Raw genomic sequence first — 25413 nt, 5'->3', positions numbered from 1 at the left:
TCCGGGGCGCCTGTCGGATGGAGAACACCGTGCTCGACGTGATCTATATCGTCGCGATCCTCGCCGCCTTCGGCGTCGTCGCCCTCGTCGCGAAGGGGGTCGAGAAGCTGTGATCGTGCTCGAACTCGCCGCCGCGCTGCTGGGTGTCGCCGGTGTGGCGTACCTGGTGGTCGCCCTCGTGAAGCCGGAGAGATTCTAGATGGAAGCCTGGCTCCTGGTCGCCCAACTGGCGACCCTCGTCCTCGTGCTCGCGGTCATCCACCGCCCTCTCGGCGATTACCTCGCCTGGACCTTCACCTCCGCCAAGGACTTCCGCGTCGAGCGCGGTCTCTACCGCGTCGTCGGGGTCGATCCCGACTCCGAGCAGAGCTGGGGGGCCTACCTCCGCGGTGTGCTCGCCTTCTCGCTGATCGGCGTGCTGTTCGTCTACGCCCTGCAGCGCCTGCAGGCGGTGCTGCCGTACTCGCTCGGCTTCCCCGCCGTGCCCGAGGGGCTGTCGTTCAACACGGCCGCCTCCTTCGTGGCGAACACCAACTGGCAGTCGTACTCACCCGACGTCACGCTGGGCTACACCGTGCAGATCGCCGGTCTGGCCGTGCAGAACTTCGTCTCGGCCGGTGTCGGGCTCGCCGTGGCCATCGCCCTCGTGCGCGGCTTCGCGCGCCGCAACACGGGCACCATCGGCAACTTCTGGGTCGACCTGACCCGCGCCACCCTCCGCATCCTGCTGCCCCTGGCGGTCGTGTCGGCGGTCGTGCTGATCGCGGGCGGCGTCATCCAGAACTTCAACGGCTTCACCGACGTGACCACCCTCACCGGCGGCAGTGCGACGGTTCCCGGCGGGCCGGTGGCCTCGCAGGAGGCCATCAAGATGCTGGGCAACAACGGCGGCGGCTTCTACAACACCAACTCCGCGCATCCGTTCGAGAACCCCACGCCCTGGACGAACCTGTTCGAGATCGTGCTCATGCTCGCCATCCCGTTCTCGCTGCCCCGCACCTTCGGCAAGATGGTCGGCGACACCCGCCAGGGTTACGCCATCCTCGCCGCCATGGGCGTGCTGTTCGTCGCCTCGCTCGCCGCGCTCACCGCCTTCGAGATCGGCGGCGCCGGCACCGGCCCGCAGCTCGCCGGCGGCGCGATGGAGGGCAAGGAGCAGCGCTTCGGCATCGCCGCGTCCACCCTGTTCGCCACCACGTCGACGATCACCTCGACCGGTGCCGTGAACTCGATGCACGACAGCTTCACTTCGCTCGGCGGGATGATGACGCTGTTCAACATGATGCTCGGCGAGATCGCACCGGGCGGCATCGGGGCGGGCCTCTACGGCATCCTGATCATCGCGGTGATCACCGTGTTCATCGCCGGGCTGCTCGTCGGACGCACCCCGGAGTACCTGGGCAAGAAGCTCGGCCCGCGCGAGATCAAGCTGGCGAGCCTGTACATCCTCGCCACGCCCACCCTCGTGCTGGTCGGCACGGCGCTCAGCTTCGCGATCCCGCCGATCCGCGAGGACGTGGAGAGCACGTCGATCTGGAACCCCGGGCTGCACGGCTTCACCGAGGTGCTCTACGCCTTCACCAGCGCGGCGAACAACAACGGCTCGGCGTTCGCCGGCCTCACCGCCAACACCCCGTGGTTCAACACCGCGCTGGGCCTCGCGATGCTGTTCGGCCGGTTCATCCCGATCGTGCTCGTGCTCGCGCTGGCCGGTTCGCTGGCCGCGCAGGGCAAGGTGCCCGTCACGGCCGGCACCCTGCCGACCCATCGCCCGCAGTTCGTGGGCCTCCTCGTGGGCGTGATCGTCATCGTCGTAGCCCTCACCTACTTCCCCGTGCTCGCACTCGGACCTCTCGCCGAAGGGCTTCAGTAATGTCCAACCTCCCCAGTCAGATCGCCGCCGGGCTCCCCGGGGCGCTCCGCAAGCTCTCACCTCGATTGATGTGGCGGAACCCCGTCATGTTCATCGTCGAGGTCGGCGCCGCGTTCACCACGGTGCTCGCCATCGCGCAGCCGTTCGTCGGCGGCTCCGACTCGCTCGCCTTCACCTGGGCGATCGCCGTCTGGCTCTGGCTCACCGTCCTGTTCGCGAACCTCGCCGAATCGGTGGCCGAGGGCCGCGGCAAGGCGCAGGCCGCGACGCTCCGCTCCACCCGCACCAGCACGATGGCGGCCAAGGTCGTCGGTTACGACCCGGCAGGCGATCCCGCCGCGCTGCGGGCCTCCACGCAGCAGGTCGCCTCGGCCGACCTCACGCTCGGCGACACCGTGGTGGTCGTCGCCGGCGAGCTGATCCCGGGCGACGGCGACATCGTCGACGGCATCGCGTCGATCGACGAGTCGGCCATCACGGGCGAGTCCGCCCCGGTGGTTCGGGAATCGGGCGGCGACCGCAGCGCGGTGACCGGCGGCACCCGGGTGCTCTCCGACCGCGTCGTGGTGCGCATCACCTCGAAGCCCGGCGAGACCTTCGTCGACCGCATGATCCGCCTGGTCGAGGGCGCCTCGCGGCAGAAGACGCCGAACGAGATCGCGCTGAACATCCTGCTGGCGAGCCTGTCGATCGTGTTCCTGATCGTCGTGCTCACCCTCGGCCCCATCGCCGGGTACTCGGATGCCGCACCCTCCATCGCCGTGATGGTCGCTCTGCTCGTCTGCCTCATCCCCACCACCATCGGCGCCCTGCTCTCGGCGATCGGCATCGCCGGCATGGACCGGCTCGTGCAGCACAATGTGCTCGCCATGTCGGGTCGCGCCGTGGAGGCAGCGGGCGACGTGACCACCCTGCTGATGGACAAGACGGGAACGATCACCTACGGCAACCGTCGTGCCGCGGAGTTCCGCACGCTGGACGGTGTGCTCGCCCACGAGCTGCGGGAGGCGGCGGCGCTGTCGTCCCTCTCCGACCCGACCCCCGAGGGCAAGTCGATCGTCGACCTGGCCGCCACCCAGGGCTTCGAGCGGCCCGCGTCGGTCGACGGCGAGATCGTGCCGTTCACCGCACAGACCCGCATGAGCGGTGTCGACTTCGCCGACGGCCGCCAGATCCGCAAGGGCGCCGGCTCGGCCGTGACCGCCTGGGCGAAGGAGACCGGCACCGCCGGCAGCACGCTCTTCGCCGAGCTCGAGGAGTCGACCGACCGCATCGCGAGCCTCGGCGGCACCCCGCTCGTCGTCGCGGTGCGCGAGCCCGGTGCTCCGGCCCGGCTGCTCGGCGTCGTCTACCTCAAGGACATCGTCAAGGAGGGCATGGCGTCGCGCTTCGCCGAGCTGCGCTCGATGGGCATCCGTACCGTCATGATCACGGGCGACAACCCGCTGACGGCCAAGGCGATCGCCGAGGAGGCCGGGGTCGACGACTACCTGGCCGAGGCGACGCCCGAGGACAAGCTGGCGCTGATCCGCCAGGAGCAGGAGGGCGGCCGACTGGTCGCGATGACCGGCGACGGCACCAACGACGCCCCGGCCCTCGCCCAGGCCGACGTCGGCGTGGCCATGAACACGGGTACGAGCGCCGCGAAGGAGGCCGGCAACATGGTCGACCTCGACTCCGACCCCACGAAGCTCATCGACATCGTGGCCATCGGCAAGCAGCTGCTGATCACCCGCGGCGCCCTGACGACGTTCTCCATCGCGAACGACGTGGCGAAGTACTTCGCCATCATCCCGGCGATGTTCGCCGCGGTGTTCCCGGGGCTCGGGCTGCTGAACATCATGGGCCTGCACTCGCCGGCCTCGGCCATCCTGTCGGCGGTGATCTTCAACGCGCTGGTGATCATCGCGCTGATCCCGCTCGCGCTGCGCGGGGTGAAGTACCGGCCCATGTCGGCGTCGCGCATCCTCTCCCGCAACATCCTCGTCTACGGCCTCGGCGGCGTGATCGCCCCCTTCATCGGGATCAAGATCATCGACCTCGTCGTGAGCCTCATCCCGGGCTTCTAGCCCACCCCGACCTCCTACAGACAGGACATCACCATGGCCTCCACCCGCGGGTTCGCCCGCCCCTACTGGGTCGCCCTCCGCTACATGATCGTCGCCACGGTCGTGCTGGGCATCGCCTACCCCGTCGCCGTGCTCGGCATCGGACAGCTCGCGCTGCCCGCCCAGGCCAACGGAAGCATCGTGACCGTCGACGGCGAGCCGGCCGGCTCGTCGCTGATCGGCCAGTCGTTCACCGACGCCGACGGGGAGGCCCTGCCCCAGTGGTTCCAGTCGCGCCCCTCGGCGGCCGGCTACGACGCCTCGGCCTCGGTCGCGAGCAACTACGGGCCCGAGAACCCCGACTTCATCGCGGAGATCGAGGCCCGCAAGGCCGCCATCGCCGCGAGCGACGGCGTCGACCCCGCCGACATCCCCGTCGACGCGCTGACCACCTCGGGCTCGGGTCTCGACCCGCACATCAGCCCGGCCTACGCGAACGAGCAGGTCGCCCGAGTGGCGGATGCCCGGGGCATCCCCGTGGCGAGGGTGCAGACGCTCGTCGACTCGTTCACCCAGGGTCGCGACCTCGGGTTCTTCGGGGAGCCCACCGTCAACGTGCTGCAGCTGAACGTCGCGCTGTCGCAGCTCGAGGGCTGAGCATCCGGTGCCAGTCATGACGAGTTCGATCGCATGAAGCAGGGACGGCTGCGGGTGCTGCTCGGGGCCGCCCCGGGCGTGGGCAAGACCTACGCGATGCTCGAGGAGGGGCGGCGGCTGCGCTCCGAGGGGCGCGACGTGGTGGTGGCGGTGGTCGAGACCCACGGCCGCGCCGCCACCCGCGCCATGACCCTCGGCTTCGAGATCGTGCCGCGGCTGCGCGTGGCCCACCGCGGCGTCGAGCTCGAGGAGATGGACCTCGACGCGGTGCTCGCCCGGGCGCCCCAGGTCGCCCTCGTCGACGAGCTCGCCCATACCAACGCGCCGGGTCTCGCCCACGAGAAGCGTTGGCGCGACGTCGAGACCTTGCTGGATGCGGGGATCGATGTGATCTCGACGGTGAACATCCAGCACATCGAGTCGCTCAACGACGTCGTGCAGCAGATCACGGGGGTGCCGCAGCGCGAGACCGTGCCGGATGCCGTGCTGCGCGACGCCGACCAGATCGAGGTCGTCGACCTGGCGCCCCAGGCGCTGCGCGACCGGCTGTCGGCCGGGGTCGTGTACCCCGCGGCTCGGATCGACGCCGCGCTGTCGAACTACTTCAGGCTCGGCAATCTCACGGCGCTACGCGAGCTCGCGCTGCTCTGGCTCGCCGACGAAGTCGACTCGTCGCTGCAGCGCTACCGCAGCGAGCACGGCATCGGCCAGAAGTGGGAGGCGCGCGAACGCGTGGTCGTCGCCCTGACCGGCGGCCCGGAGGGGGAGACGCTGCTCAGGCGCGGTTCCCGCATCGCGGCCCGGTCGGCCGGCGGCCAGCTGCTGGCGGTGCACGTCACCAATCAGGACGGTCTGCGCTCCATCGACCCGGCCGCCCTCTCCGCCCAGCGCGCGCTCGTCGAGAGCCTCGGCGGCACGTTCCACCAGGTCGTCGGCAGTGACATCCCCGAGGCGCTCGTGCAGTTCGCGCGGGCCTCGAACGCCACGCAGCTCGTGATCGGGGTGTCGCGTCGCAGCCGGCTCGCCGCGCTGGTCACCGGGGCGGGCATCGGGGCGACCGTCATCCGCGAGTCGGGCGACATCGACGTGCACATCGTCACCCATGCCGCGGCGGGCGGGCGGCTCAGGATGCGCCTGCCCGAGATCGGGGGATCGCTGACGACGCGGCGCCGGGTGCTCGGCACCGCCATCGCGCTGGCGTTCGGGCCGCTGCTGACGTGGCTGCTGACGACGTTCCGCAGCGACGACTCGATCACGTCGGACGTGCTGGCATACCAGCTGCTCGTGGTGGTGGTCGCGCTGGTGGGCGGAATCTGGCCGGCGCTGTTCGCGGCGGTGCTGTCGGGGGTGACGCTCGACTTCTTCTTCGTGGACCCGCTCTACACGGTGACCGTCGACGAGCCGCTGCACCTGCTGGCGCTGCTGCTCTACATCGTGATCGCGGTGCTGGTGTCGATCGTGGTCGACCAGGCGGCCCGGCGGTCGCGGGCGGCGCGGCGGTCGGCGGCGGAGTCGGAGCTGATCGCCGGGGTCGCGGGGGAGGTGCTGCGAGGGCAGGACGCGCTGCAGGCGTTCGTGACCCGCACGCGGGAGGCGTTCGGGCTGACGGGGGTGCGGATCGTGGTGGGGGAGCGGGTGCTGGCGAGCGACGGGGAGCCTGCGGTGTCGAGTGCTTCGGCGGGTTCGTCGGACTCGCCGGACTCGTCGGGCTCGCCTCTCGACGGGCCGGTCGACCGGGTGCCGGTGGGGGAGCGGGCCGTGCTCGAGCTGCACGGGCGCCCACTTCAGTCGTCGGATCGGCGGCTGCTCGGCATCATCGTCACCCAGCTCGCCTCGGCCCTCGAGAACGCCGACCTGGAGCAGACCGCCCGGGAGATGGCCCCGCTCGCCGCTGCGGACCGGGTGCGCACCGCGCTGCTCGCGGCCGTCGGCCACGACCTCCGCCGACCGCTGGCCAGCGCCACGGCGGCGCTCACCGGGCTGAGGAGCACGACGGGCATCCTGACCCCGGCCGATCGTGAGGAGCTGTTCGACACCGCCGAGACCAGCCTCGGTCAGCTGACCCGGCTGCTCACCGACCTGCTCGACGTCAGCCGGGTGCAGGCGGGGGCGCTCGCCGTGACCCTCGCGGACGTCGACCTGCTCGACGTCGTGCCCGCCGCCCTGGAGGAGCTCGACGTCGGGCCGTCCGCCGTCGAGCTCGACCTCCCCGCCGAACTGCCGGCCATGCGCGCGGATCCGGTGCTGCTCGAACGCGTGCTGGTGAACCTGCTCGCGAACGCCCTCAAGCACGCGCCGTCGTCGGGGCCGGTGGTGGTGGCGGCGTCGGCGTTCCTGTCGGGGGTGCAGATCAGGGTGATAGACCGGGGCCCGGGGGTGCCCATCGACCGCCGCGAGGACATCTTCGTGCCCTTCCAGCGGCTCGGCGACACCGACAACACGACCGGGCTCGGGCTCGGGCTGGCATTGTCGAAGGGATTCGTGGAGGGAATGGGCGGCACGCTCGAATACGAGGAGACACCGGGCGGGGGGTCGACGTTCGTGGTGGCGCTGCAGGCGGCGGCTGTACTGTGACCGCATGCCGATGACCGAACTCGCCGCCGCCAGCTGGACCGACGTGCGAGAGCACCTGGACTCCGGCCGCACCCTCGCCGTGCTGCCGTTCGGTGCGCTCGAGCAGCACGGGCCGCACCTCCCGCTCTCGACCGACACGATCCAGGCGGCCGGCGTCGCCGAGCGCATCGCCCGCCACTACGAGGCTCTGCTGCTGCCGGCCGTGCCCTACGGCGAGACGTGGGACAATGGCGGCTTCCCCGGCACGATCTCCCTGGCCGCCTCGACCGTCACCGCGATCTGCCGCGACATCGGCCTCTCGGCCCAGTCGTCCGGCGTGACGACGCTGGTCGTCATGAACGGCGACTACGGCAACCGTGCACCCGTGCACGCGGCCGCCCGCGAGCTCTCGATCGGTGGCTTCGACACGCTGGTGCTGGACTATCCGGGGCTCGCCGAGATCGGCGACACCGTGAAGGAGACCGCCTGGGCGGCACCGGGTCTCTGCCACGCCGACGAGATCGAGACCTCGATGGTGCTGGCCCTCGAACCGCGGCTCGTGCATCCGGACCGCTTCGTCGCCGCCTACCCCGAGCTGCCCGCCGACTTCGGGCGGCGGCCGATCCGCTTCGACACCCTCTCGCCGAGCGGCGTCTTCGGCGACCCACGGCCTGCGACCGCGGCCAAGGGCGAGGCGATCATCGCCTACGTCGTCGAGCGCTCGATCGAAGAGATCGACGGGCACCTGGCCGCGATCTCCGCCTGAGCGACGAAGAGCGGATGCCCGGCCGCGCTCACTCGGGCGGGAACGTGAGGGTCGCGAGCCCCCGCGCCCGCGCGTTCGGCCGCCGCTCCATCGTCGGCGACAGCAGCTCGACCAGCACGACCTCGGTGGGGTACTGCACCACGCCCGACAGCACGTGCCCCGAGTGCGCTCGCGCCGAGTCGCCCTTCGCGCCGACGGAGGCGTGCAGGTGCACGAGCGGGCCGTCGGAGCCGCGTGCGACGGTCGCCGTGCCCTGGCCCTCGCAGTTGCGCACGGTGATCGACTCGGGCATCGGCTCGTCCTCGTCGGCCGGCGGCTCGCCCGCGCCGATCAGCGTGAGCTCGCGGAAGGCCCCGAGGAACACCGGCACGTAGCCGTCGGTCACCCCGAAGCGGATGCACGCCTGCACCAGCGCCTCGAGCACGCCGTCGCCCGGCTCGAGCACCACGAGGATCGTGCGGCCCGTGACCGCTTCGCTACCGAACATCCGTCGATTCTCGCAGGTGCCGGCACCCCGTTCCGCCCGGGCGGTGCCCTGTGCTCAGGCCGCGCGCTCCGCTCGGCCGCCGATCCGCTGGTGGCTAGGGTGGTGCCAGCGCCGGCGAGGCGCCCGAACGAGGGGAACCCGATGGACGGCACGCTCGACGGCATCACGGTGTGGAACGGCGAGCGGATGCTCGGACCGTCCCGCCTCGCGTGGACGACGCCCGGCGACCGCGGCCCCGACCGCATCACCGCACTCGCCCCCGCCGACGACCGCCACCCGGGGCTCAGCGTCATCCCGGGACTCATCGACACCCACGTGCACCTCGACACGAACGTGCTCGACGGATTGGGCCCCGGTGACGCCTGGCCGCTCGTCACCCCGCCCGAGGAGAAGGCGCTGCACGTGGCCGCGCACACGCTGCGCTTCGCGGCGCACGGGGTGACGACGCTGCGCGACCTCGCCGCCTCCTCCGTGCAGATCGCGGTGGCGCGGGCCCTCGACCAGGGCGTGCTCGAAGGCCCGCGCCTGCTCGCCAGCGGCCCCGTCGGCATGACCGCCGGCCACGGCGACCTCTTCACGCCGCCGCGGGTGCGCGACCGTCCGCCCGTCGCCGACTCGCCCGAAGAGTGCCGGCGGCTCGTGCGGCAGTGGGCGCGGGAGGGTGCGACGGGTATCAAGCTCTACACCAGCGGCGGCATCTTCTCGATGGGCGACCAGGTGGGCTGGCGCAACCAGACGCGGGCCGAGATCGCGGCGACGGTCGACGAGGCGCACGCGCTGGGCATGCTCGTCGCCGCCCACAGCCACACGGCCGAGGGAATCGCGATCGCCCTCGAGGAGGGTGTCGACTCGATCGAACACGGCACCGGGATGACCCCGGAGCAGTTCCCGGCGCTGGTCGAGGCGGCCATCCCGGTGAGCCCGACGCTGCTGATCAACGACCTGGTCGCGGCCGGGGGGCCGGGCATCCGCCCCGAGGCGGCCGAGAAGGCGCGGGCGGTCGTTGCCGGGCGCGATGAGGCCTTCCGCGAGGCCGCTCGCGCCGGCGTGCGGTTCGTGCTCGGCACGGATGCGAACGGCCGATTCGTTCGGCACGGCAGCCAGCTCGACGAGCTGCGGGCGATGAGCCGGCTGTTCGGGTGGGACGCCTCGCGGGCGCTGGTCGCCGCCACCTCGGACGCCGCCGCCGCGCTCGGCCTCGGCGACCGGCTCGGGCGCCTCGCGGAGGGGCTCGCCGCCGACTTCGTCGTCGTGCGGGGCCGCCCGTGGGAGGACCTCGACGCACTCACGCCCGACCGCATCGTCGCGGTCGTGGCGCGCGGACGCGTGCTGGCGGGCCGGCTGCCCGGCGCCTGACCGGGTCACAGTGTGCCCGGCGGTCGCGTCGGCCTGCGGAGACTATACCCAGAAGTCCTCGTGCACGACCGACGCCTCGTCCTCGAGATGCGGGCCCGAGACGTCGATGCGGCGCTGGCCGCGGGCGAAGACCTCGCGGCAGGGGAGCGAGAAGGTCGGGTTCTCGGGGTGGTCGCCGGTGAGCTCGAGCAGCCGGTGCTCGGAGAGGGCGTACACGACGCGGTCGACGCCCGTCCAGTAGACGGCGCCCGAGCACATCGCGCACGGTTCGGCGCTCGTGTAGAGCGTGCTGCCGGCCATGCCCTCGGCGCCGAGCCGGCGGAACGCGAGCGCGACCGCGCGCAGCTCGGCGTGCTGGGTGGGGTCGCCGGTGGGCGGGAGGGAGTCGTTGCCGGCCTCGGCGACGATCGTGCCCTCGGCGTCGATGACTAGGGCGCCGAAGGGGTGGCGGCCCGACTCGCGGGATTCCGCCGCGACGCGCAGACTCGCGCGCAGCAGTCGGGTATCGGTGTCGTTCACGGGCGGCTCCACATGTACACAAGACGGTTGGACAGATCACAGCGAGTGTAGACGAACCGCGGGATTACGACGAAGTGTTACGGCGGCGTTACGGTCCTGCTACATCTCCCGTACAACTTGTGAACAAGTCGCGACGGGCGGTTAGCCTGCTGGAACATCGCGGCTCCGACCGTGCCGCCGCCTCCCCGAAAGGCCAGAATGCTCCACTCCGACGCCGCTCCCGCTCGAATCGACGAGCAGGAGATCCGGCTGCTGCCGAAGGCCGAGGTGCACGTGCACCTCGAGGGCACCTTCGCGCTCGGGGACATCCTGCGGCTCGCGAAGGAGAACGGCGTCGCCCTCCCCGGCCCGGCCGCCACGATCTTCGACGTCAGTACCCACGACGGCTTCACCCGCCCCGAGGTGAGCACCGGCGGCACCGCGCAGGGCGTCGGCGGTGCGGGACTGAGCGGGTTCCTCCGCTTCCTCGACTGGCAGTGCGGGCTGGTGCGCAGCGGCGAGCAGGCCGCGCGGGTGGCCTACTCCTTCGCCGCCCGGCAGACGGCCTCGGGCGTGCGCTACTCCGACGTCATCGTCAACCCGACGCACTGGAACGCCTGGCGCGGACGCGAGATCGCCCTCATGGAGGCGCTCGCCGCCGGTTTCGACGAGGCCGAGCAGGACGGCCTGGGCTCCGCGAACATCGCGTACTCGCTGCTCCGCGGCCAGAGCGCGGCCGAGGCCGAGCAGCTGATCGGCGATCTCGTCTCCCGTCGCCCGGCCCGCGTGGTGGCCGTGAGCGTCGACGGCGACGAGAAGGCCAGCGGCCGCACCGGCGAGAAGTTCCGCGGCGCCTTCCGTCTCGCCGAGTCGGCGGGACTCCGCCGCACGGTGCACGCGGGCGAGTCGAGCGGGCCGGAGGGGGTCTGGGACGCCCTCGACCTCCTGCACGCCGAGCGCATCGACCACGGCGTGCGCTCGATCGAGGATCCGGCCCTCATCCAGCGGCTGATCGACGACGACGTCCCGCTCGGCGTCTGCCCTCGCTCGAACGTCACGCTCGGCCTCTACGCCGACTGGGCCGCGCATCCGCTGCCCCGGCTCGTCGAGGCCGGCGTGCGGGTGACGCTCAACACCGACGACCCGGCGCCGCTCGCCTGCACCATCGACGAGGACTGGGCCGTCGCCGCGGAGGTCTACGGCTTCGACCGCGCGCAGCTCGCCCGCTTCGCCGCCGAGTCCATCCGCGCCTCCTTCGCCGACGACGATCTCAAGCGGGAGCTGCTGGCCGAGCTCGAGCTGCTGACCCCCGCGCTCGCGGGCGCGGCGCCCGGAGGCACGCCATGATCCCGCTTCCGACCGGCGCCCCGCGACCGGCGGCCTTCGCCCTGGGTCTCGGCGCGATCGCGCTCGTCTCCGTCGTGGTGCTGGCGGCGGCCCCGTCGCGCGCGGAGGCGCCCACGGCCGCCACCCCGACTGCCACCTCCGCGGTCACCGCGTCGGCCGCCGCCACCGCAACCGACGGCTCCGCGATCGCGCTCGCCCCGCTCCTCGCCACCTGGCCCGACGCCTACCGCGTCACCGGCACCAAGTCAGAGCCCCTGTACGTCGAGCACATCACCTCCACCCGCAGCGGCGACGACTACGCCCTCACCATCGACGTCGTGGCCCAGGGCGACAGCCCGCTCGGCGTCCAGTCGAGCTCGGTGCACCTCGACGCCGACGGCACGATCCGCTGGGTCGACGGATGCACGAAAGCGCCCGAGCGCTGCGCCGACGACCCCGGCCTCCGCGGTTTCCTGTCCCAGGCGGCGCTGCTCGCGGCCGAACGTCGAGGTGAGCTGCCCGAGTGGGGAGTCGCCAGGACGCTGCACGGGCATCCGGTGGTCTGCGTGTCGGACGCCGCGCTGCACCCCCTCGACCCGCCCACCGTGGCGACCCTCGACCCCTGCTTCTCGACCGCGACGGGCGCCCTGCTCGGTCACTGGTCGAGTGACAGCGCCGCCTTCGTCGGACCGACCCTCGCCGAGGGTCTCGTCGACGAGGCACGCTGACCCGCGCCCCGGCGCGCCGCACCACCCAGAGCACCACCACCCCAGAGCACCACCACCCCGCACCACCCCCACCCCTGCATCGCATCCTCGAAAGGACCACCATGAGACGCCGCGCCTCCCTCCTCCCGGCCGCCGCCCTGATCACCGTCGCCGGACTCGCCCTCGCGGGCTGCAGCTCCGGCTCGTCGGCCTCGAGCAACTCCTCCACCCCCGCCGCCGACGACGTCATCAAGGTCGGTGCGCTGACCCCGGGCAATACGAACGACGGCGCCTTCAACCAGTCGCTGGCGGATGCGCTCGAGAAGCTGAAGGACGAGGGGCTGATCGACTACGAGCTGCGCGATCAGATGAGCGACCCGGCCGAGAGCGAGCCGGTCATCGCCGACTTCGCCAGCCAGGGCTACGACCTCATCATCGGCCACGGCATCGAGCTCGGAGACGCCGTGTTCTCGGTCGCCGAGACCTTCCCCGACGTGAAGTTCACCGCGTCGGGCGGCCCCGACATCCTCGAGAAGTACACCGACAACGTCGAGACGTGGACCTACAGCACCCCCGAGGTCGGCTACCTCTCGGGCTACATCGCGGGCGCTACCGGTGCCTCTCCGATCGGCCGCGTCGAGAGCCTGGAGCTCGATTTCGTCACCGCGACCGACGCCTTCTTCCAGCAGGGCGTGACCGCGGCCAACCCCGCCGCCCAGTTCCTGCCGGTCGTCTACGCGGGCAGCTTCGACGACGCCCAGGCGGCCGCCGCAGCGACCACCGGCCTGATCGGTCAGGGTGCGAAGCTCGTCTACACGACCGGTGACGGCATCGCCGCCGGTGTCGGCTCGGCCGCCGCCGACGGCGGGGTGCTGAGCGTCGGCGTGTCCTCCGCCGGTGGCGAGGCCGCCCTGGCGAACAACGTCTCGACCGTCGACCTCGACATGTACCCGATCGTCAAGGCCTGGGTCGAGGAGGTCGCCGACGGCGGCTTCGGCGGCAAGGGCGTCACCTCGACGCTGGCGAACGGCGGCATCGTCTTCGACCCGATCAACGACGTCGGCGGACAGGTCCCCGCCGAGGCGGCGGCCAAGGTCGACGAGGTCATCGCGGGCATCAACGACGGATCCGTCACGATCGGCTGATGACCATCTCACCCCAGGAGGCGGGCCGCGTCGTCGAGGCGCGGTCCGTCTCCAAGAGCTACGGCCCGGTGCGGGCGCTGCACGAGGTCTCGATCACGGTGCGCCCCGGCGCGGTGCACGCCCTGGTCGGCGAGAACGGGGCGGGCAAGTCGACCCTGGCGAAGGTGCTCGCCGGCATCGAGCCGCCGTCGAGCGGCGCGATCAGTCTCGGCGGGGTGCCCTACGTGCCGCGCGACCGAGCCGAGGCGAAGCGCCGCGGCGTCAACATGGTGCCGCAGCAGCTCAGCCTCGTGGGGGAGCTCAGCCTCGTCGAGAACTACCTCGTCGTCGGCTCGCGGCCTTTCGTCAACCGGCGATCGGCCCGCTCCCTGCTCGCCGCGACCCTCGACCGGGCCCGCGTCGAGGTCGACCTCGACGCCCCCACCGCCTCGCTCACCCACTCCCACCGCCAGCTCGGCGAGATCGTGGTGGCGCTCGCCGAGGGCGCGCACACGCTCATCCTCGACGAGCCGACCGCGAGCCTCGGCCCGCTCGAGGTGGGCGGGCTGTTCGAGCACCTGCGCTCGCTCTGCGAGCTCGGCACCGCGATCGTGCTGATCACCCACCGGCTCGACGAGGTGCGCCAGGTGGCCGACGACCTCACCGTCCTGTCGCACGGCCTCGAGGTGCACCACGGCTCGGCGACCGGGCTGCGGCCGACCGAGATCGCCCGCTTGATGGTGGGGGAGCTGCCCGAGCTCGCCCCTCGCGCAGCCCGCACCCGCGGTGCCGTGACCCTGCGAGCCGAGGCCGTCGTGGCGCAGTCCACCCGCGACGCGCGCCTCGACGGGGTCGACCTCGCGGTGCACGCCGGCGAGGTCGTCGGCCTCGCGGGTGTCGCCGGCAGCGGCCAGAACCTGCTGCTCGACGTGCTCGCCGGCTTCGTGCCGCCGCGCTCCGGCACGGTGACGCTCGAGGGTTCCCGAACCGTCACGATCACCGGCAGCCGCGCCTCGACCGCCGCCGCCGAGCGCGGCGGGGCCACGGCGAGCACGCTCCGGGCCGCGGGCCTCGCCTGGATCCCGGAGGACCGCCGCGACGCCGTCGTGCCCACCATGAGCCTCCGGGAGAATCTCGCGGTCTACTCCAGTTCCCGGGGCCGGCGAGCGGATGCGCGGTCGCGCCCCCAGGGCTCCGATGACGTGTCGGCACCAGCCGACCGCCTCGCGGCCTTCGACGTGCGCCCGCCCCGCCCCGAGCTCCTCGCCGCCGGCCTCTCCGGAGGCAACCAGCAGAAGCTGCTCGCCGCCCGCGAGCTCGGCGCCGCGAAGACCCCGAATGCCGTGCTCGCCTACGGGCCGACGCAGGGCCTCGACCTCCGGGCGGCGCAGGCCATCCGCGAGCGCCTCGTCGACCTCGCCGCCGACGGCGCCGCCGTGCTCGTGGCCTCGCACGACCTCGAGGAGGTACTCGGCGTCGCCGACCGCGTCGTGGTCATGTTCGGCGGCCGCATCGTCGCCGACCTGCCCATCGCCGAGGCCACCACCGAACGCCTCGGCCGCGCCATGGCGGGCCTCCCCGCCGATGACACGCCCCGTCCCGCCATTTCCGAGGAGCCCGCACCGTGACCGAGCTGACCGACCTCTACCCCACGGCCGCCGAGCTCGGCCGCCTCCGGGCCGTCGCCTCCGGCACCGAGCGCCCCGACCTGATCGTCCGCGGCGGCCTCGTGCAGTCGCCCGGCACCGAGGAGTGGCTCGAGCGCGACGTCGTCATCGCCGGTCGCCATATCGCGACCCTGACCCCCTGGAACCACGTCCCACCCGGCCCCGACGTCGAGGAGATCGACGCCACCGGATCCCACGTCGTGCCCACCTTCATCGACGCCCACCTGCACATCGAGTACACCAACCTCACCCCGGGCGAGCTCGCCCGCCTCAGTGTCGCCCGCGGCACGGGCACCGTGCTGACCGACCCGAACGGAGCCGCGAACGTCTGGGGCGCCCGCGGCATGGACCTCCTGCTCAGCACCGGCACCCCGCTGCACATCTTCCAGCAGGTCTCGCCCACGACCCCTGCCTCGCCCATCCTGGAGCACGGCGGCGCGGTCATCCCGGAGGAGATCGTGCGCGCCCGCCTGTGGGACCCGGTCACCACCAACCTCGGCGAGGGCAACCCCTTCGACTACGGCGAGGTCTCCACCGGTCGCTTCCGCGAGGCGCTGGTGGCCGGCCGCCGCATCACCGGCCACACGGCCGCCCAGACCGAGGAGTCGCTCTGGGGCTACCTCGCCGCCGGCGTCGGCGATGACCACAACTCCGCGACCGTCGACGAGGTGCTCGAACGCGTGCGGCTCGGCGCCATGATCACGATCATGGGGGCCTCCCTCACCGACAATACGGTGCCGATCTTCGCCGACCTCGAGCGGGTCGCCCCGGCGCTCCGCAGCCTCTGCTTCTGCGCCGACGACAAACACGTCCTCGACCTGCACACCGAGGGGCACATCGACCACCACGTCCGCCAGGCCATCCGCTTCGGGGTCGACCCGCAGCTGGCCTACCGCATGGCCACCACTCAGCCCGCCGCGTACTACCGTCTCGACCAGGTGCTGGGGCTCCTCGCCCCGTCGCGCCTGGCCGATCTGCAGATCATCCCCGAGCTCGCCGAGGTGCGGCCGTCGGTGGTCGTCGTCGAGGGCCGGGTGGCCGCCCGCGACGGCCGGGCACTGTTCGAGAACCACGACGAACTGCCGGACTGGGCATCCGGAACCGTGCACCTGCCCGAGCTGCTCGACCCTGCGATGTTCGCGGTGCCCGCGACCGGCGACGAGGCCCGCGTGCGCGCGATGGCCATGTACAAGGGCTACTTCAAGCGCGAGTTCGAGGCCGGGCTGCCGATCGTCGACGGCCTCGTGCAGCCCGACCCGTCGGCCGACGTGCTCAAGATCGCGGTCGTCGACCGGCACCACGGCTCGGCCGAGACCGGCATCGGCTTCGTGCAGGGCTTCGGGCTGCGTGAGGGCGCCGTCGCCATCACGATGAACTGCCCGAACATGAACATCGCGGTCGTCGGAGTCGACGACGCCGCCATGCTCCGAGCCGTCGAGGAGCTGCGCGCCATGGACGGCGGCTTCGTCACGGTCGACGGCTCGGGCGAGGTGGTCGGCCGGGTGGCCCTGCCCGTCGGCGGCATGATGAGCGCCGATCCGTTCGAAGAGACGGCGGATGCTCTGCAGCGCGCCCACGCCGCCACCCACGCCCTGGGCTGCCGCATCCCCTCGCCGTACATCATCCTGTCGTTCGTGGGCCTCTACGTCGTGCCCGACCTGGGGCTCACCGAACTCGGACTGATCGACACCGCGTCGCAGTCCTTCGTCGACGTGCTGCTTCCCGGAGCCGTCGACCGGTGCGGCTCGTGAGGGCCCTCGACCGGCGACGGTGGGTGCTCACGGGTGCGGTCGTCGTCTCGATCATCCTGATCGCGGGCGCACTGATCGTGTTCGCCGGAGCCGACCCGCTGCTCGGCCTGCAGGGACTCGTCGACGGAGTCTCGAGCTCGCCGTACCGCATCGGCGAGGTGCTCGTCGGGGCGGTGCCGATCGGGATCGTGGCGCTGACGCTCATCCCCGCGCTGCGGGCCGGCGTGTTCTCGGTCGGAGCCGAGGGGCAGATCGTGGTCGGAGCGATCTTCGCGACCGCCGCCGTCTTCGCCGTCAACCGGATGCTCGACGGCGGTGCCCCCGCCCTGCTGCTCTGGGTCGCCGGCTTCGTCGCCGGTGCCGTCGGCGGCGGGCTGATGGCGCTGCTGCCCGCCTTCCTCACCGTGCGCTGGCGGGTGAACGAGATCCTCAGCACCCTGCTGCTCAACTACCTCGCCGCCGGATTCCTCGGCTGGACGCTCCGCACCTGGCTCGCCACCGACGCCGAGACCGCGACCCCGCAGAGCGACGAGCTGCCCGACGCCGCGAGCCTGCCGAGCCTCATCCCCGGCACCCGGGCGCACTGGGGCGTCCTGCTGGTCGTCGTGCTCGCGGTCGTGTTCCTCGTCTGGCAGCGGAGCGCGGCCAGCACCCGGTTGAGCGTGTTCGCCAGCCGGCCGAAGCTCGCGCTGCGACTCGGTGCGACCCGCAGCCGCACGGTGTACTCGACGATGCTCGTCTCGGGGCTCGGTGCGGGCGTGGTCGGCTGGATCCAGGTGGCCGGCGTCAACGACCGGCTGCTGAGCTCGGTGTCGGGCGGGGTGGGGTTCTCGGGCATCGCGGTGGCGCTGCTCGGGGCGCTCGCGCCGATCGGGATCGTCGCGGCGGCGCTGTTCTTCTCGGCGCTCAGCGCCGGCGCCGTGGGCATGCAGTCGGCCACCGGCACCGTGCCGTCGTCGATCGCCGAGGTGATCAAGGGGGTGTTGTTGATGGGCGTGGCGTGCATCGCGGCCTACCAGCGGCAGCCGGCCGCCGTCGTGGCGCCGGCCGAGCCGGTGGTGGCGGATGCGCCCGACGGCCCCGATGCTCCAGGCCCGATCGCGACGGCCGAGGCCGAGGAGGCGCGCGCATGAGCGTCGAGCTGTGGGTCGCGATCATCGCGGGCGCGCTCGCGCTGGCCGCGCCGCTCGTGCTCGCCGGTATCGGCGAGGGCTTCGTCGAGCGGGCGGGCCGGATCAACCTCGGCATCGAGGGCATGATGATCATGGGCGCCCTCACCGGCGTGTGGGCCGGCAGCCTCGCGGGCCCGCTGGCCGGTCTCGTCGCCGGTCTCCTGGTCGGCCTGGTGCTGGCCGTCGTGATGAACCTGCTCGTCTACCGGCTGCACGCCAACGAGATCGTGATCGGCCTCGGCATCACCATGCTCGGCCTCGGCCTCAGCACCTACCTCTACCAGCTCTGGGTTCCCTCGGGTCAGACCAACGTCGCCGTCGCCACCGTGCCCCGCGTCGACCTCGGGCCGCTGAGCGAGCTGCCGGTGGTCGGCCCCATCCTGTTCGGCCAGAGCCCGCTGGTCTATCTGGCCGTCGTGCTGCTCGTCGTCGCCTGGGCCGTGATGCGGTTCACCCGCTTCGGCCTCGCGGTGCGGGCCGTGGGAACCGACCCGGCCTCGGCCGCTCTGCGGGGCGTGCGAGTGGAGCGCACGGGCGCATCCGCTCTGCTGATCGGCGGGGCGCTCGCCGGGCTCGGTGGCGCGGTGATCACGGTCGGCACCATCGGCTCGTTCACGCCCGACATCACCGCCGGTCGCGGGTACATCGTGCTGGCGGTCGTGATCATGGGGCGCAGCCGGCCGATCGGCATCGCGCTCGGCGCCCTGCTGTTCGCGTTCCTGCAGAGCTTCGCCCTGCTGTCGCAGTCGACGTCGCTGCAGCTGCCCAGCGAGCTCTATCAGTCGCTACCGTACCTGGTGACCCTCGTCGTGCTCGTGATCACCTCGCGCAGCCAGATGCGACGGCTCTTCAAGACAGTGAGGCCTGCATGACCAGTGACAGCCAGCGCGTGCTCGCGGGGGTGCTGCGCTTCGTGCGCGACGCCGCCGCTTCGGGATCGACCCTGCCCGGCGAGGTGGAGATGGCCGAGCGGCTCGGCATCACCCGCAAGCAGGTGCGCGACGTGCTCGCCTCGCTCGAGCAGCAGGGCATCGTGCTGCGCCGGCAGGGCGCCGCCACCGAGGTCGACCCGGTGGCCACCCGGATGAGCGTGCGTTTCGAGGACCAGCTCGAGTACAGCACCCTGCTGCGGCAGCTGGGATACGAGAGCACCGTCGAGGTGCTGTCGATCTCGGACGTGCTGCTGCCGAAGGAGAGTGCGGGCCTGCTGATGACCGAGACCGGCCGGCCCGCCGCCCGGATCGTGAAGCGCTGGCGGGCCGACGGCTCGGTCGCGATGCTCTCGTTCGGCACGATGCCGTTGCCCTTCCCGCGGGCCGAGGTCGACCTCGGCGACTCGATCTACACGGCCGTCAAGCAGGTGTGGGGCGAGGCGATCGCGTGGGAGATCACGACCCCGTCGGCCGAGGTGCTCGGTGAGGAGGATGCCGAGCTGTTCGAGCATCCGGTGGGTACTCCCGTGCTGACACTCGACATCGTGGGGCTCGGCCTGAGCGGGCGGCGGCTGTTCCACGCGCGGGAGCTGCACGACCCGAAGACCGTGTCGTACTCGATCATGCGCACGATTCGACCTCCGCAGGTGTTCTCGACGGCGCGGTACCAGTTCTAGCGTCGCGTTCTCCTCTCTCATCCTCCTCGCTCCCTCGAAAGGAACTCCCATGCTCCGTCGCCCCTCACCGGTCGCCGTGCCCTCCTCGGAGGAGCCCTGGATCGACATCGCCACCGCGCTCGCCGCGCGCTTCGCCGCGACGGTCGCCGCCGACGACGAGTCGGGCGAGCTGCCCCTCGCGCACCTGCAGGCGATCTCGGACAGCGGCCTCGACACCGCGTTCCTGCCCGTCGAGCACGGAGGGGAGGGGCTGTCGTACGCCGCCCTCGCGCAGATCGTGCGTCTCTTCGCGGCCGCGCATCCGGCCCTCGCCGCCGTCTGGCTGATGCACATCGGCGCCGCGCACGGACTCGTGACCATGTCGCCGCCGCCCGCCGCCGCGTTCTTCGCCGAGCGGCTGCGCGCGGGCGACCGCTTCTCGAACGCGCTCTCGGAACCCGCCGGCGGCAACCACTTCCTCGCCTCGCAGCAGGACGTCGACCCGATCGACGGCGGCTGGTCGCTCACGGGCCGCAAGCTGTTCGTATCGGGCGTCGAGGTGGCCGACCACCTGCTGCTCAACGTGCGCATCGACGGCAACCCAGCGTTCTTCGGGGTCTCGCGCGACTCGACGATGAGCCTTCCGCCGATCGACCAGACCATCGGCATGCGGGCCACTCGCAGCCGCAGCATCGTCTTCGACGGCACCGTGCTGCCGGCGTCACGCCGCTGCGGCCCGCCACCGGCCGATTACGCGAACCTCATTACGGTCGGCTTCGCCTCACTCTCGATCGGCATCGCCGAGTCGGCGGTCGACGCCCTCGTGACTTCGGCGACGACGCCCAAGGGCCCTGCCGGAGCTGTGCTCGCCGACGAGCAGTGGGTGAAGGCCGAGACCGGGATGCTCTGGACCGAGCTGCGCGGCGCCACCCTCGTGGCGGAGCAGGTGGCCTGGCTCGCCGATCGCCGCGACCCGCTCGCGATGGCGGCCGCCACCGAGGCGAAGATGCTCGCGAACGAGGTGGCGAAGAAGGCGGCGGCGCTGGCGCTCAAGGTCGGGGGCGGGGGAGCGTACCTCGCGCGCTCGCCCATCCAGCGGATCTTCCGCGACGCGCAGGCCGGGGCGCTGATGGCGTACTCGGTGCCGTTCAGCGCGGAGGTCGTGGGGTCGTGGGTGCTGGGGTCGCGCTGAGCGTGCCGCTTGCAGTTCGCGGCTCGCCGCCAGCGCCCTACTTCAGCAGCCGCGACAGAACCCGATCGGCCAACGGCTTGCCGCCCGTCTGGCACGTGGGGCAGTACTGAAGGCTCGAATCGGCATAGGTGACCTGCCGGATGGTGTCACCACAGACCGGGCACGCCTGCCCTGTGCGACCGTGCACCGCAAGACCCTGCTTCTTCTCGGCCTTCAGCTCCGACGCCGCGAGCCCTTCTGCACGCGCGATCGCCCCGCGCAGAGTCGACTGCATGGCTCCGTAGAGCAGCGCCGTTTCGTCGGCGGTCATGGCGGCCGGCTTGAACGGCGACATCTTCGCCGCATGCAGGATCTCGTCGGAGTACGCGTTGCCGATGCCCGCGATCGTCGACTGGTTGCGCAGCACGCCCTTGATCTGCGCCCGCCCCGCCTGCTTCAGGATGCCCGAGAACACCTCGAGCGTGAAGCCCTCGTCGAGGGGGTCGGGCCCGAGCCGCGCGATGCCCGGCACCTCGTCGGGCGAACGGACGACGTAGATCGCCAGGCTCTTCTTCGTGCCCGCCTCGGTGAGGTCGAAACCGGTGCCGTCGTCGAGCACGAGCCGCGCCGCCAGCGCGCCGCGCCCGGGTTTGCCGCTGGGTGGCGGCGGCGGAGCATCCCGCCACCGGAGCCAGCCCGCTCGGGCCAGGTGGGTGATGACGTGCAGCTCGTCACCGGATGCGCCCCGCAGCACGAAGTCGAGGAACTTGCCGTGCCGGTCGAGCCGCTCGACCGTGCTGCCGGCCACCGCGGAGACCGGCGGGTCGAAGGTCTTGAGGGCCGCGAACGACACGGGCTCGAGCCTGTCGACACGTCGACCCGCCAGCCGGCCGTTCAGGTCGACCGTGAGGGCGTGGACTTCAGGCAGCTCCGGCACACGTCCAGTCTCCACCCGGCCGCCGACATCGGGTCGGAAACCGCAGAAGCCGTGAGCCTCAGGGCAGGATGCGCAGCGTGTTCGACGGGTCGAGCTTCTGCAGCAGCGTCGCCATGATCCCGTCGAGCTGCGTCACCTGCTCGTCCGACAGCAGATCGATGACGTGCTCGCGCACGGTCGCCACGTGCCCGGGCGCCGCGGCCACGACCTTCGCGCGCCCCTCGTCGGTCAGGTGCGCGTTGGTCGCCCGCCGATCGTCCGGGCAGGGCATCCGCGACACGAAGCCGCGGGCCTCCAGCCGCGAGACGACGTGCGAGAGGCGGGGCAGCGTGCTGTTGGTTGTGGCGGCGAGGGCGGTCATCCGCAGCACCTCGTCGGGCGACTCGGACAGCTTCGCGAGCACCACGTACTCGAAGTGCGTCAGCGACGAATCGCGCTGCAGCTGCGAGTCGAGCACGGTCGGCAGCAGTTCGACGACGGCCTCGAGACGGATCCACGCCCTGAGCTGATCGCGCGTCAGCCAGCGCACCTCGTCCATGGGCTCAGTGTACGTCCCTTGTCGCGACAACCCAGGGCGTCACTCCTCGCGCAGATCGACCAGCGCCCACTGCCGCACCTGACCCGGGCGGGTGGTGTCGCAGGTCGACAGCAGCGGTGCCGAGAGGTGCTCGGCGAGCTCGACTGAAAGAGTCGCCCCGCCACCGCCCGGAGCGGCGAGCCGCACGGTCCACCGCGCCCCCGGCCCCTCGACCCCGTTCCAGTGCTCGTCGAGCGGTGCGAAGGCGTCGAGCCGGTCGTCACCGAACGCCGTGCGCGCGAAGTGCTGCGCCGCCTGAACCGGATGCGTCAACGCGCTCCGCCCCCGGTAGAACTCCTCGACGACCCGCCCCTCGGTGTAGGCCGTCGCCACCGCGGCCGCATCTCCGTCGTCGACCCGTCCGTAGTACAGCCCGTGCGGGAACAGCACCATCGTGCCCGCGAACCGGTCTCCGCCGAGATGCGAGCACTCCCACGTCTCCTCGGGGTAGGCCTCGGCCAGCACCGTCGCCACCTGCCGCCCGCGCACCGCGCAGCAGCGGTCATGCCGCCCGTGCGCGCACACCGCGAAGAGCGGGCGATCGGATGCGCGTCCCGCCGTGCCGTCGAGGGGCACCTCGAGCAGCTTCTCGGGCGAGTCGACCTCCCCCCACCGGATGCCCTCGTGCCCCGGCCGCGAGTCGACGAACGCCCACCGCCACGAGGTCTGCGCCTCGAGCCTCGACGGGTGCCGCCCCGTGCGCCGGATCGCCAGCGGACGCAGCCCCGCGCTCTCGATGCGAGTCACCAGCGCCCGGCCGAGCTCGGCGTCGAACGGCGGATCGAGCAGCGCCCGTTTTCCCCACCCGCTCGACACCTCGACGAGGAACCACTGCAGCCCCCGCGATCCGGTCGCGAACAGCGGATCGTCGCGCTCCCGCGAGCGGTCGCTGCACGGCGCCCACTCCTCGGGCGACGCCGGGCCGGCACCGGGGAGGCCCGTCGCGGGGAGCGCGGTGGCACTCACGCAGGAACCAGGACGCCCTCACGCAGCAGTCGCCTCACGACGACCACCGCGCTGGCGGCATCGAGCCCCGGCAGCTCGCCGAGCGCGACCTCGCCGCCCTCGTGCAGACGGCGCACCGCCGCTTCGGCCTCGACGGGCAGAGCGACGGTCTTCGTCGAGGTGCGGATGCGCACGCTCTCTCTGTCGTCGCTGAGCTCGACGGCGGCGTGCAGCGAGCCGCGCCACCGCACCCGCGACGCTTCACTGAGCGCCGAGATGAAGTCGACGGTGGCCAACGGCGATACCGGTTCGGGGCGCGTGGCCGAGGCGAAGCGCGAGGTGAGGCTCTTCGACACGGTGACCACCGCATCCGTCTCGTGGCCGGCCAGATCGGCGAACGCCTGCTGCACCGCGGCGAGCGTGTCATCGACCACCGACTTCAGGGCGGCCGGGTCAGAGAAGTCGAGCCCCGCGGGCAACGACGACCGCAACGCGGCGACGTCGCCGAGCGACCCGATCAGCGCCTGCACGACGTCAGCGCGCGTGTACGCGGCGACACCGATGGTGAGGTGCACGCTCGTTCCGCCGAGCGCCTCGGCCGAGTGGATCCACCCGCGCGGGAGATAGAGGGCGTCGCCTGGCCGGAAGACCGCGTCGATCACGGGCTCGTGCGTCGCGGCCTCGGCCACGGCGGCGCGATGGTCGCCCCAGGGCTGATCGCGCAGGGGGTCGACATGCACAGGGGTGTGGATGCGCCAGTGCTTCTCGCCCGCGATCTGCAGCACGAACACGTCGTGCACGTCGTAGTGCGGGTCGAAGCCGCGCGAGGACGCGGGCGTGATGTAGGCGTTGACCTGGATCGGATGCCCGAGGTCGTCGACCAGCCGCCGGGTGAAGTCGATCAGCGGCGGCCAGGTGCGGTGCAGCCCCTGCAGCACGATGGTGGCCCCGCCGGCGAACTCCTGCAGCACCTTCTCGGAGCTCACCTGGTCGCCGACCTCGGCGCCGAAGCCGCCGGGCGCCGTGTACGAGGAAGGGGAGAGCACCGAACCCTCGTGCGCCATACGGATGAACGGCGTGCGCAGCCCCCGCGAGCTGACGAGCTCGTCGACCGCGGCCTCGGTCATCAGGTCGCTGAAGGCCGAGGGGAGGGTGTCGGCCCGGGAGAGCAGGGGCTTCGTTCCCCAGAACTCACGGTCGAACTCCTCAGGAGCCACCGCGATGCAACGGGAGAGCGCGGGCCGGTCGACCGACCCGCGCTCGATGTCGATCGTCACGCCGAGCCGTCGGCCCCGCCGTCGTGGCCGTCGGCGTTGGCGCCGCCGTCAGCGGTGCCCTCGCCCTCGTCGGCCGAGCCGTCGGCCCCGCCGTCGTGGCCGTCGGCGTTCGCGCCGCCGTCTGCGGTGCCTTCGCCGGCCGAGGCCGAGCCGTCGGCTCCGCCGTCGTGACCGCCGGGGTTGGCTCCGCCGTCAGCGGTGCCTTCGCCGCCGCCCGCACCGTCGGTGGTGATGTCGTCGTCGTTGATTGCCATGGGTTTCTCCAATCGCCGGCGGTTGCTGCCGTCGTGATCCACCGTACGCCGCACCCCCGACACCCGACAGGCCCCCGGTTCCGACCATCGACGGAACTTCGGCAGCCGGTGCCGGTACCGTCGTCATCATGCTCGACGACCCCACGCTCTCGATCTCCCGGCCCGATCCGGCGGAGGCCGCGAACGCCCGGTTCGTCGACCGTCTCGTCACGATCGTCAACGCCGCCTACGCGATCGGCGAGCAGGGGATGTGGACCCGGGGCACCGTTCGCGTGACGGCCGACGAGCTGCGTGGCCTCCTCCGGGCATCCGAGCTTCTGGTGGCGACGGTGGGCGAGAGGCCGGTCGGCTGCCTGCACGTTCACCGCCTCGACGACGCGGTCTGGGGCTTCGGGATGCTCGCCGCCGAACCCCACGCGCAGGGCACCGGGATCGGGCGAGGGCTCGTGACGGCAGCCGAACGCATCGCACGCGAGGCGGGCGCCACCGAGATGCAGCTCGAACTCCTCGTGCCGACCGGGCACCGGCAGGAGTCGAAGGTGCGGCTCGCGGAGTGGTACGGCCGGGCGGGTTACCGGAAGGTGGCGAGCCGATCGTTCGCCGACGACTACCCCGAGCTGGCGGCTCCGCTGGCCGTGCCCTGCGACTATCAGCTCTGGCGCAAACCGCTCGCCTGAGC

24 protein-coding genes are annotated in these 25413 nt (G+C 72.1%); 17 read left to right on the top strand and 7 right to left on the bottom strand.

The features are described from left to right. The first annotated feature begins 109 nt into the window (after nucleotides 1–109). From NVV95_RS08760 to NVV95_RS08735, 6 genes are read left to right on the top strand one after another with little or no spacing between them, the layout of a single operon-like run. Nucleotides 110–199, top strand: coding sequence for a potassium-transporting ATPase subunit F (locus NVV95_RS08760; RefSeq protein ID WP_173183582.1), 90 nt, complete (start codon nucleotides 110–112; stop codon nucleotides 197–199). After that, the gene (gene kdpA, locus NVV95_RS08755) at nucleotides 200–1873 is read left to right on the top strand and encodes a potassium-transporting ATPase subunit KdpA (protein ID WP_259486163.1); all 1674 of its coding nucleotides are present in this window, start codon (nucleotides 200–202) and stop codon (nucleotides 1871–1873) included. Next, on the top strand, nucleotides 1873–3942 hold the full coding sequence (gene kdpB, locus NVV95_RS08750; protein WP_259486162.1) for a potassium-transporting ATPase subunit KdpB: 2070 nt from the start codon (nucleotides 1873–1875) through the stop codon (nucleotides 3940–3942). Before kdpA ends, kdpB begins: the two co-directional genes overlap by 1 nt. Nucleotides 3943–3975: 33 nt before the next feature. Beyond that, on the top strand, nucleotides 3976–4578 hold the full coding sequence (gene kdpC / locus NVV95_RS08745) for a potassium-transporting ATPase subunit KdpC (RefSeq protein ID WP_259486161.1): 603 nt from the start codon (nucleotides 3976–3978) through the stop codon (nucleotides 4576–4578). 33 nt (nucleotides 4579–4611) lie between these two features. After that, complete coding sequence (locus NVV95_RS08740; protein WP_259486160.1) at nucleotides 4612–7152, top strand: sensor histidine kinase; 2541 nt, start codon at nucleotides 4612–4614, stop codon at nucleotides 7150–7152. Between the two features lie 4 nt (nucleotides 7153–7156). Next, complete coding sequence (locus NVV95_RS08735; protein WP_259486159.1) at nucleotides 7157–7897, top strand: creatininase family protein; 741 nt, start codon at nucleotides 7157–7159, stop codon at nucleotides 7895–7897. A gap of 28 nt (nucleotides 7898–7925) precedes the next feature. Here the strand turns inward: NVV95_RS08735 and NVV95_RS08730 are convergent, their stop codons facing one another. Continuing rightward, complete coding sequence (locus NVV95_RS08730) at nucleotides 7926–8384, bottom strand: PPC domain-containing DNA-binding protein (protein WP_259486158.1); 459 nt, start codon at nucleotides 8382–8384, stop codon at nucleotides 7926–7928. A gap of 141 nt (nucleotides 8385–8525) precedes the next feature. Here NVV95_RS08730 and NVV95_RS08725 point away from each other — a divergent pair, with 141 nt between their 5' ends. Beyond that, a complete protein-coding gene (locus NVV95_RS08725) occupies nucleotides 8526–9740 on the top strand; it encodes a metal-dependent hydrolase family protein (protein ID WP_259486157.1) in 1215 nt (404 codons plus the stop codon). A 42-nt stretch (nucleotides 9741–9782) separates the two neighbouring features. Here NVV95_RS08725 and NVV95_RS08720 read toward each other — a convergent pair whose 3' ends face one another. Next, complete coding sequence (locus NVV95_RS08720; protein WP_259486156.1) at nucleotides 9783–10259, bottom strand: nucleoside deaminase; 477 nt, start codon at nucleotides 10257–10259, stop codon at nucleotides 9783–9785. Between the two features lie 198 nt (nucleotides 10260–10457). Here NVV95_RS08720 and add point away from each other — a divergent pair, with 198 nt between their 5' ends. The 9 genes from add to NVV95_RS08675 all read left to right on the top strand — a co-directional run bounded on the left by add (nucleotide 10458) and on the right by NVV95_RS08675 (nucleotide 20765). Beyond that, nucleotides 10458–11585, top strand: a complete 1128-nt coding sequence (gene add, locus NVV95_RS08715; RefSeq protein ID WP_259486155.1) for an adenosine deaminase — start codon at nucleotides 10458–10460, stop codon at nucleotides 11583–11585. Then, on the top strand, nucleotides 11582–12292 hold the full coding sequence (locus tag NVV95_RS08710; protein ID WP_259486154.1) for a hypothetical protein: 711 nt from the start codon (nucleotides 11582–11584) through the stop codon (nucleotides 12290–12292). Before add ends, NVV95_RS08710 begins: the two co-directional genes overlap by 4 nt. Before the next feature lie 101 nt (nucleotides 12293–12393). Beyond that, nucleotides 12394–13416: a BMP family lipoprotein gene (locus tag NVV95_RS08705; RefSeq protein ID WP_259486153.1), complete on the top strand. Its 1023-nt coding sequence runs from the start codon at nucleotides 12394–12396 to the stop codon at nucleotides 13414–13416. Next, nucleotides 13416–15023 carry an ABC transporter ATP-binding protein gene (locus NVV95_RS08700; protein WP_259486152.1) on the top strand — a complete coding sequence of 536 codons (1608 nt, stop codon included), beginning with the start codon at nucleotides 13416–13418 and terminating at the stop codon, nucleotides 15021–15023. The genes NVV95_RS08705 and NVV95_RS08700 overlap by 1 nt, the downstream gene beginning before the upstream one ends. Next, on the top strand, nucleotides 15020–16813 hold the full coding sequence (locus NVV95_RS08695; protein ID WP_259486151.1) for an adenine deaminase C-terminal domain-containing protein: 1794 nt from the start codon (nucleotides 15020–15022) through the stop codon (nucleotides 16811–16813). The genes NVV95_RS08700 and NVV95_RS08695 overlap by 4 nt, the downstream gene beginning before the upstream one ends. After that, a complete protein-coding gene (locus tag NVV95_RS08690) occupies nucleotides 16810–17946 on the top strand; it encodes an ABC transporter permease (protein ID WP_259486150.1) in 1137 nt (378 codons plus the stop codon). Before NVV95_RS08695 ends, NVV95_RS08690 begins: the two co-directional genes overlap by 4 nt. After that, nucleotides 17943–18857, top strand: a complete 915-nt coding sequence (locus NVV95_RS08685) for an ABC transporter permease (protein WP_259486149.1) — start codon at nucleotides 17943–17945, stop codon at nucleotides 18855–18857. The genes NVV95_RS08690 and NVV95_RS08685 overlap by 4 nt, the downstream gene beginning before the upstream one ends. Further along, a complete protein-coding gene (locus tag NVV95_RS08680) occupies nucleotides 18854–19594 on the top strand; it encodes a GntR family transcriptional regulator (protein WP_173183599.1) in 741 nt (246 codons plus the stop codon). The genes NVV95_RS08685 and NVV95_RS08680 overlap by 4 nt, the downstream gene beginning before the upstream one ends. Nucleotides 19595–19643: 49 nt before the next feature. Further along, entirely contained in the window at nucleotides 19644–20765 is a 1122-nt protein-coding gene (locus tag NVV95_RS08675) for an acyl-CoA dehydrogenase family protein (RefSeq protein WP_259486148.1), read from the top strand. 37 nt (nucleotides 20766–20802) lie between these two features. On the opposite strand, the gene NVV95_RS08670 is transcribed toward NVV95_RS08675, so the two are convergent. From NVV95_RS08670 to NVV95_RS08650, 5 genes are read right to left on the bottom strand one after another with little or no spacing between them, the layout of a single operon-like run. Next, entirely contained in the window at nucleotides 20803–21681 is an 879-nt protein-coding gene (locus NVV95_RS08670) for an Fpg/Nei family DNA glycosylase (RefSeq protein WP_259486147.1), read from the bottom strand. Nucleotides 21682–21739: 58 nt separating this feature from the next. Next, on the bottom strand, nucleotides 21740–22219 hold the full coding sequence (locus NVV95_RS08665; RefSeq protein ID WP_259486146.1) for a MarR family winged helix-turn-helix transcriptional regulator: 480 nt from the start codon (nucleotides 22217–22219) through the stop codon (nucleotides 21740–21742). A gap of 39 nt (nucleotides 22220–22258) precedes the next feature. After that, on the bottom strand, nucleotides 22259–23224 hold the full coding sequence (locus NVV95_RS08660) for a ferredoxin family protein (RefSeq protein ID WP_259486145.1): 966 nt from the start codon (nucleotides 23222–23224) through the stop codon (nucleotides 22259–22261). Next, a complete protein-coding gene (locus tag NVV95_RS08655) occupies nucleotides 23221–24480 on the bottom strand; it encodes a cupin domain-containing protein (protein WP_259486144.1) in 1260 nt (419 codons plus the stop codon). Before NVV95_RS08655 ends, NVV95_RS08660 begins: the two co-directional genes overlap by 4 nt. Beyond that, nucleotides 24477–24734, bottom strand: coding sequence for a BatC protein (locus NVV95_RS08650; RefSeq protein ID WP_259486143.1), 258 nt, complete (start codon nucleotides 24732–24734; stop codon nucleotides 24477–24479). The genes NVV95_RS08655 and NVV95_RS08650 overlap by 4 nt, the downstream gene beginning before the upstream one ends. Nucleotides 24735–24862: 128 nt before the next feature. On the opposite strand from NVV95_RS08650, the gene NVV95_RS08645 reads away from it, so the two are divergent. Continuing rightward, nucleotides 24863–25411, top strand: a complete 549-nt coding sequence (locus NVV95_RS08645) for a GNAT family N-acetyltransferase (protein ID WP_259486142.1) — start codon at nucleotides 24863–24865, stop codon at nucleotides 25409–25411. Nucleotides 25412–25413: the final 2 nt, after the last annotated feature.

Origin of the sequence: Herbiconiux gentiana (assembly GCF_024978135.1) — a bacterium.
GTDB lineage: Bacteria > Actinomycetota > Actinomycetes > Actinomycetales > Microbacteriaceae > Herbiconiux > Herbiconiux gentiana.
The sequence above is the reverse complement of the archived record's forward strand: the minus strand, read 5'-3'. Positions and strand labels throughout refer to the sequence as shown.

Bases quoted from the DNA above. Each gene is read 5' to 3' on its own strand.
- kdpA (WP_259486163.1), top strand. From the start codon at position 200: ATGGAAGCCTGGCTCCTGGTCGCCCAACTGGCGACCCTCGTCCTCGTG.
- kdpB (WP_259486162.1), top strand. From the start codon at position 1,873: ATGTCCAACCTCCCCAGTCAGATCGCCGCCGGGCTCCCCGGGGCGCTC.
- kdpC (WP_259486161.1), top strand. From the start codon at position 3,976: ATGGCCTCCACCCGCGGGTTCGCCCGCCCCTACTGGGTCGCCCTCCGC.
- NVV95_RS08740 (WP_259486160.1), top strand. From the start codon at position 4,612: ATGAAGCAGGGACGGCTGCGGGTGCTGCTCGGGGCCGCCCCGGGCGTG.
- NVV95_RS08735 (WP_259486159.1), top strand. From the start codon at position 7,157: ATGCCGATGACCGAACTCGCCGCCGCCAGCTGGACCGACGTGCGAGAG.
- NVV95_RS08730 (WP_259486158.1), bottom strand. From the start codon at position 8,384: ATGTTCGGTAGCGAAGCGGTCACGGGCCGCACGATCCTCGTGGTGCTC.
- NVV95_RS08725 (WP_259486157.1), top strand. From the start codon at position 8,526: ATGGACGGCACGCTCGACGGCATCACGGTGTGGAACGGCGAGCGGATG.
- add (WP_259486155.1), top strand. From the start codon at position 10,458: ATGCTCCACTCCGACGCCGCTCCCGCTCGAATCGACGAGCAGGAGATC.
- NVV95_RS08710 (WP_259486154.1), top strand. From the start codon at position 11,582: ATGATCCCGCTTCCGACCGGCGCCCCGCGACCGGCGGCCTTCGCCCTG.
- NVV95_RS08705 (WP_259486153.1), top strand. From the start codon at position 12,394: ATGAGACGCCGCGCCTCCCTCCTCCCGGCCGCCGCCCTGATCACCGTC.
- NVV95_RS08700 (WP_259486152.1), top strand. From the start codon at position 13,416: ATGACCATCTCACCCCAGGAGGCGGGCCGCGTCGTCGAGGCGCGGTCC.
- NVV95_RS08685 (WP_259486149.1), top strand. From the start codon at position 17,943: ATGAGCGTCGAGCTGTGGGTCGCGATCATCGCGGGCGCGCTCGCGCTG.
- NVV95_RS08680 (WP_173183599.1), top strand. From the start codon at position 18,854: ATGACCAGTGACAGCCAGCGCGTGCTCGCGGGGGTGCTGCGCTTCGTG.
- NVV95_RS08675 (WP_259486148.1), top strand. From the start codon at position 19,644: ATGCTCCGTCGCCCCTCACCGGTCGCCGTGCCCTCCTCGGAGGAGCCC.
- NVV95_RS08665 (WP_259486146.1), bottom strand. From the start codon at position 22,219: ATGGACGAGGTGCGCTGGCTGACGCGCGATCAGCTCAGGGCGTGGATC.
- NVV95_RS08650 (WP_259486143.1), bottom strand. From the start codon at position 24,734: ATGGCAATCAACGACGACGACATCACCACCGACGGTGCGGGCGGCGGC.
- NVV95_RS08645 (WP_259486142.1), top strand. From the start codon at position 24,863: ATGCTCGACGACCCCACGCTCTCGATCTCCCGGCCCGATCCGGCGGAG.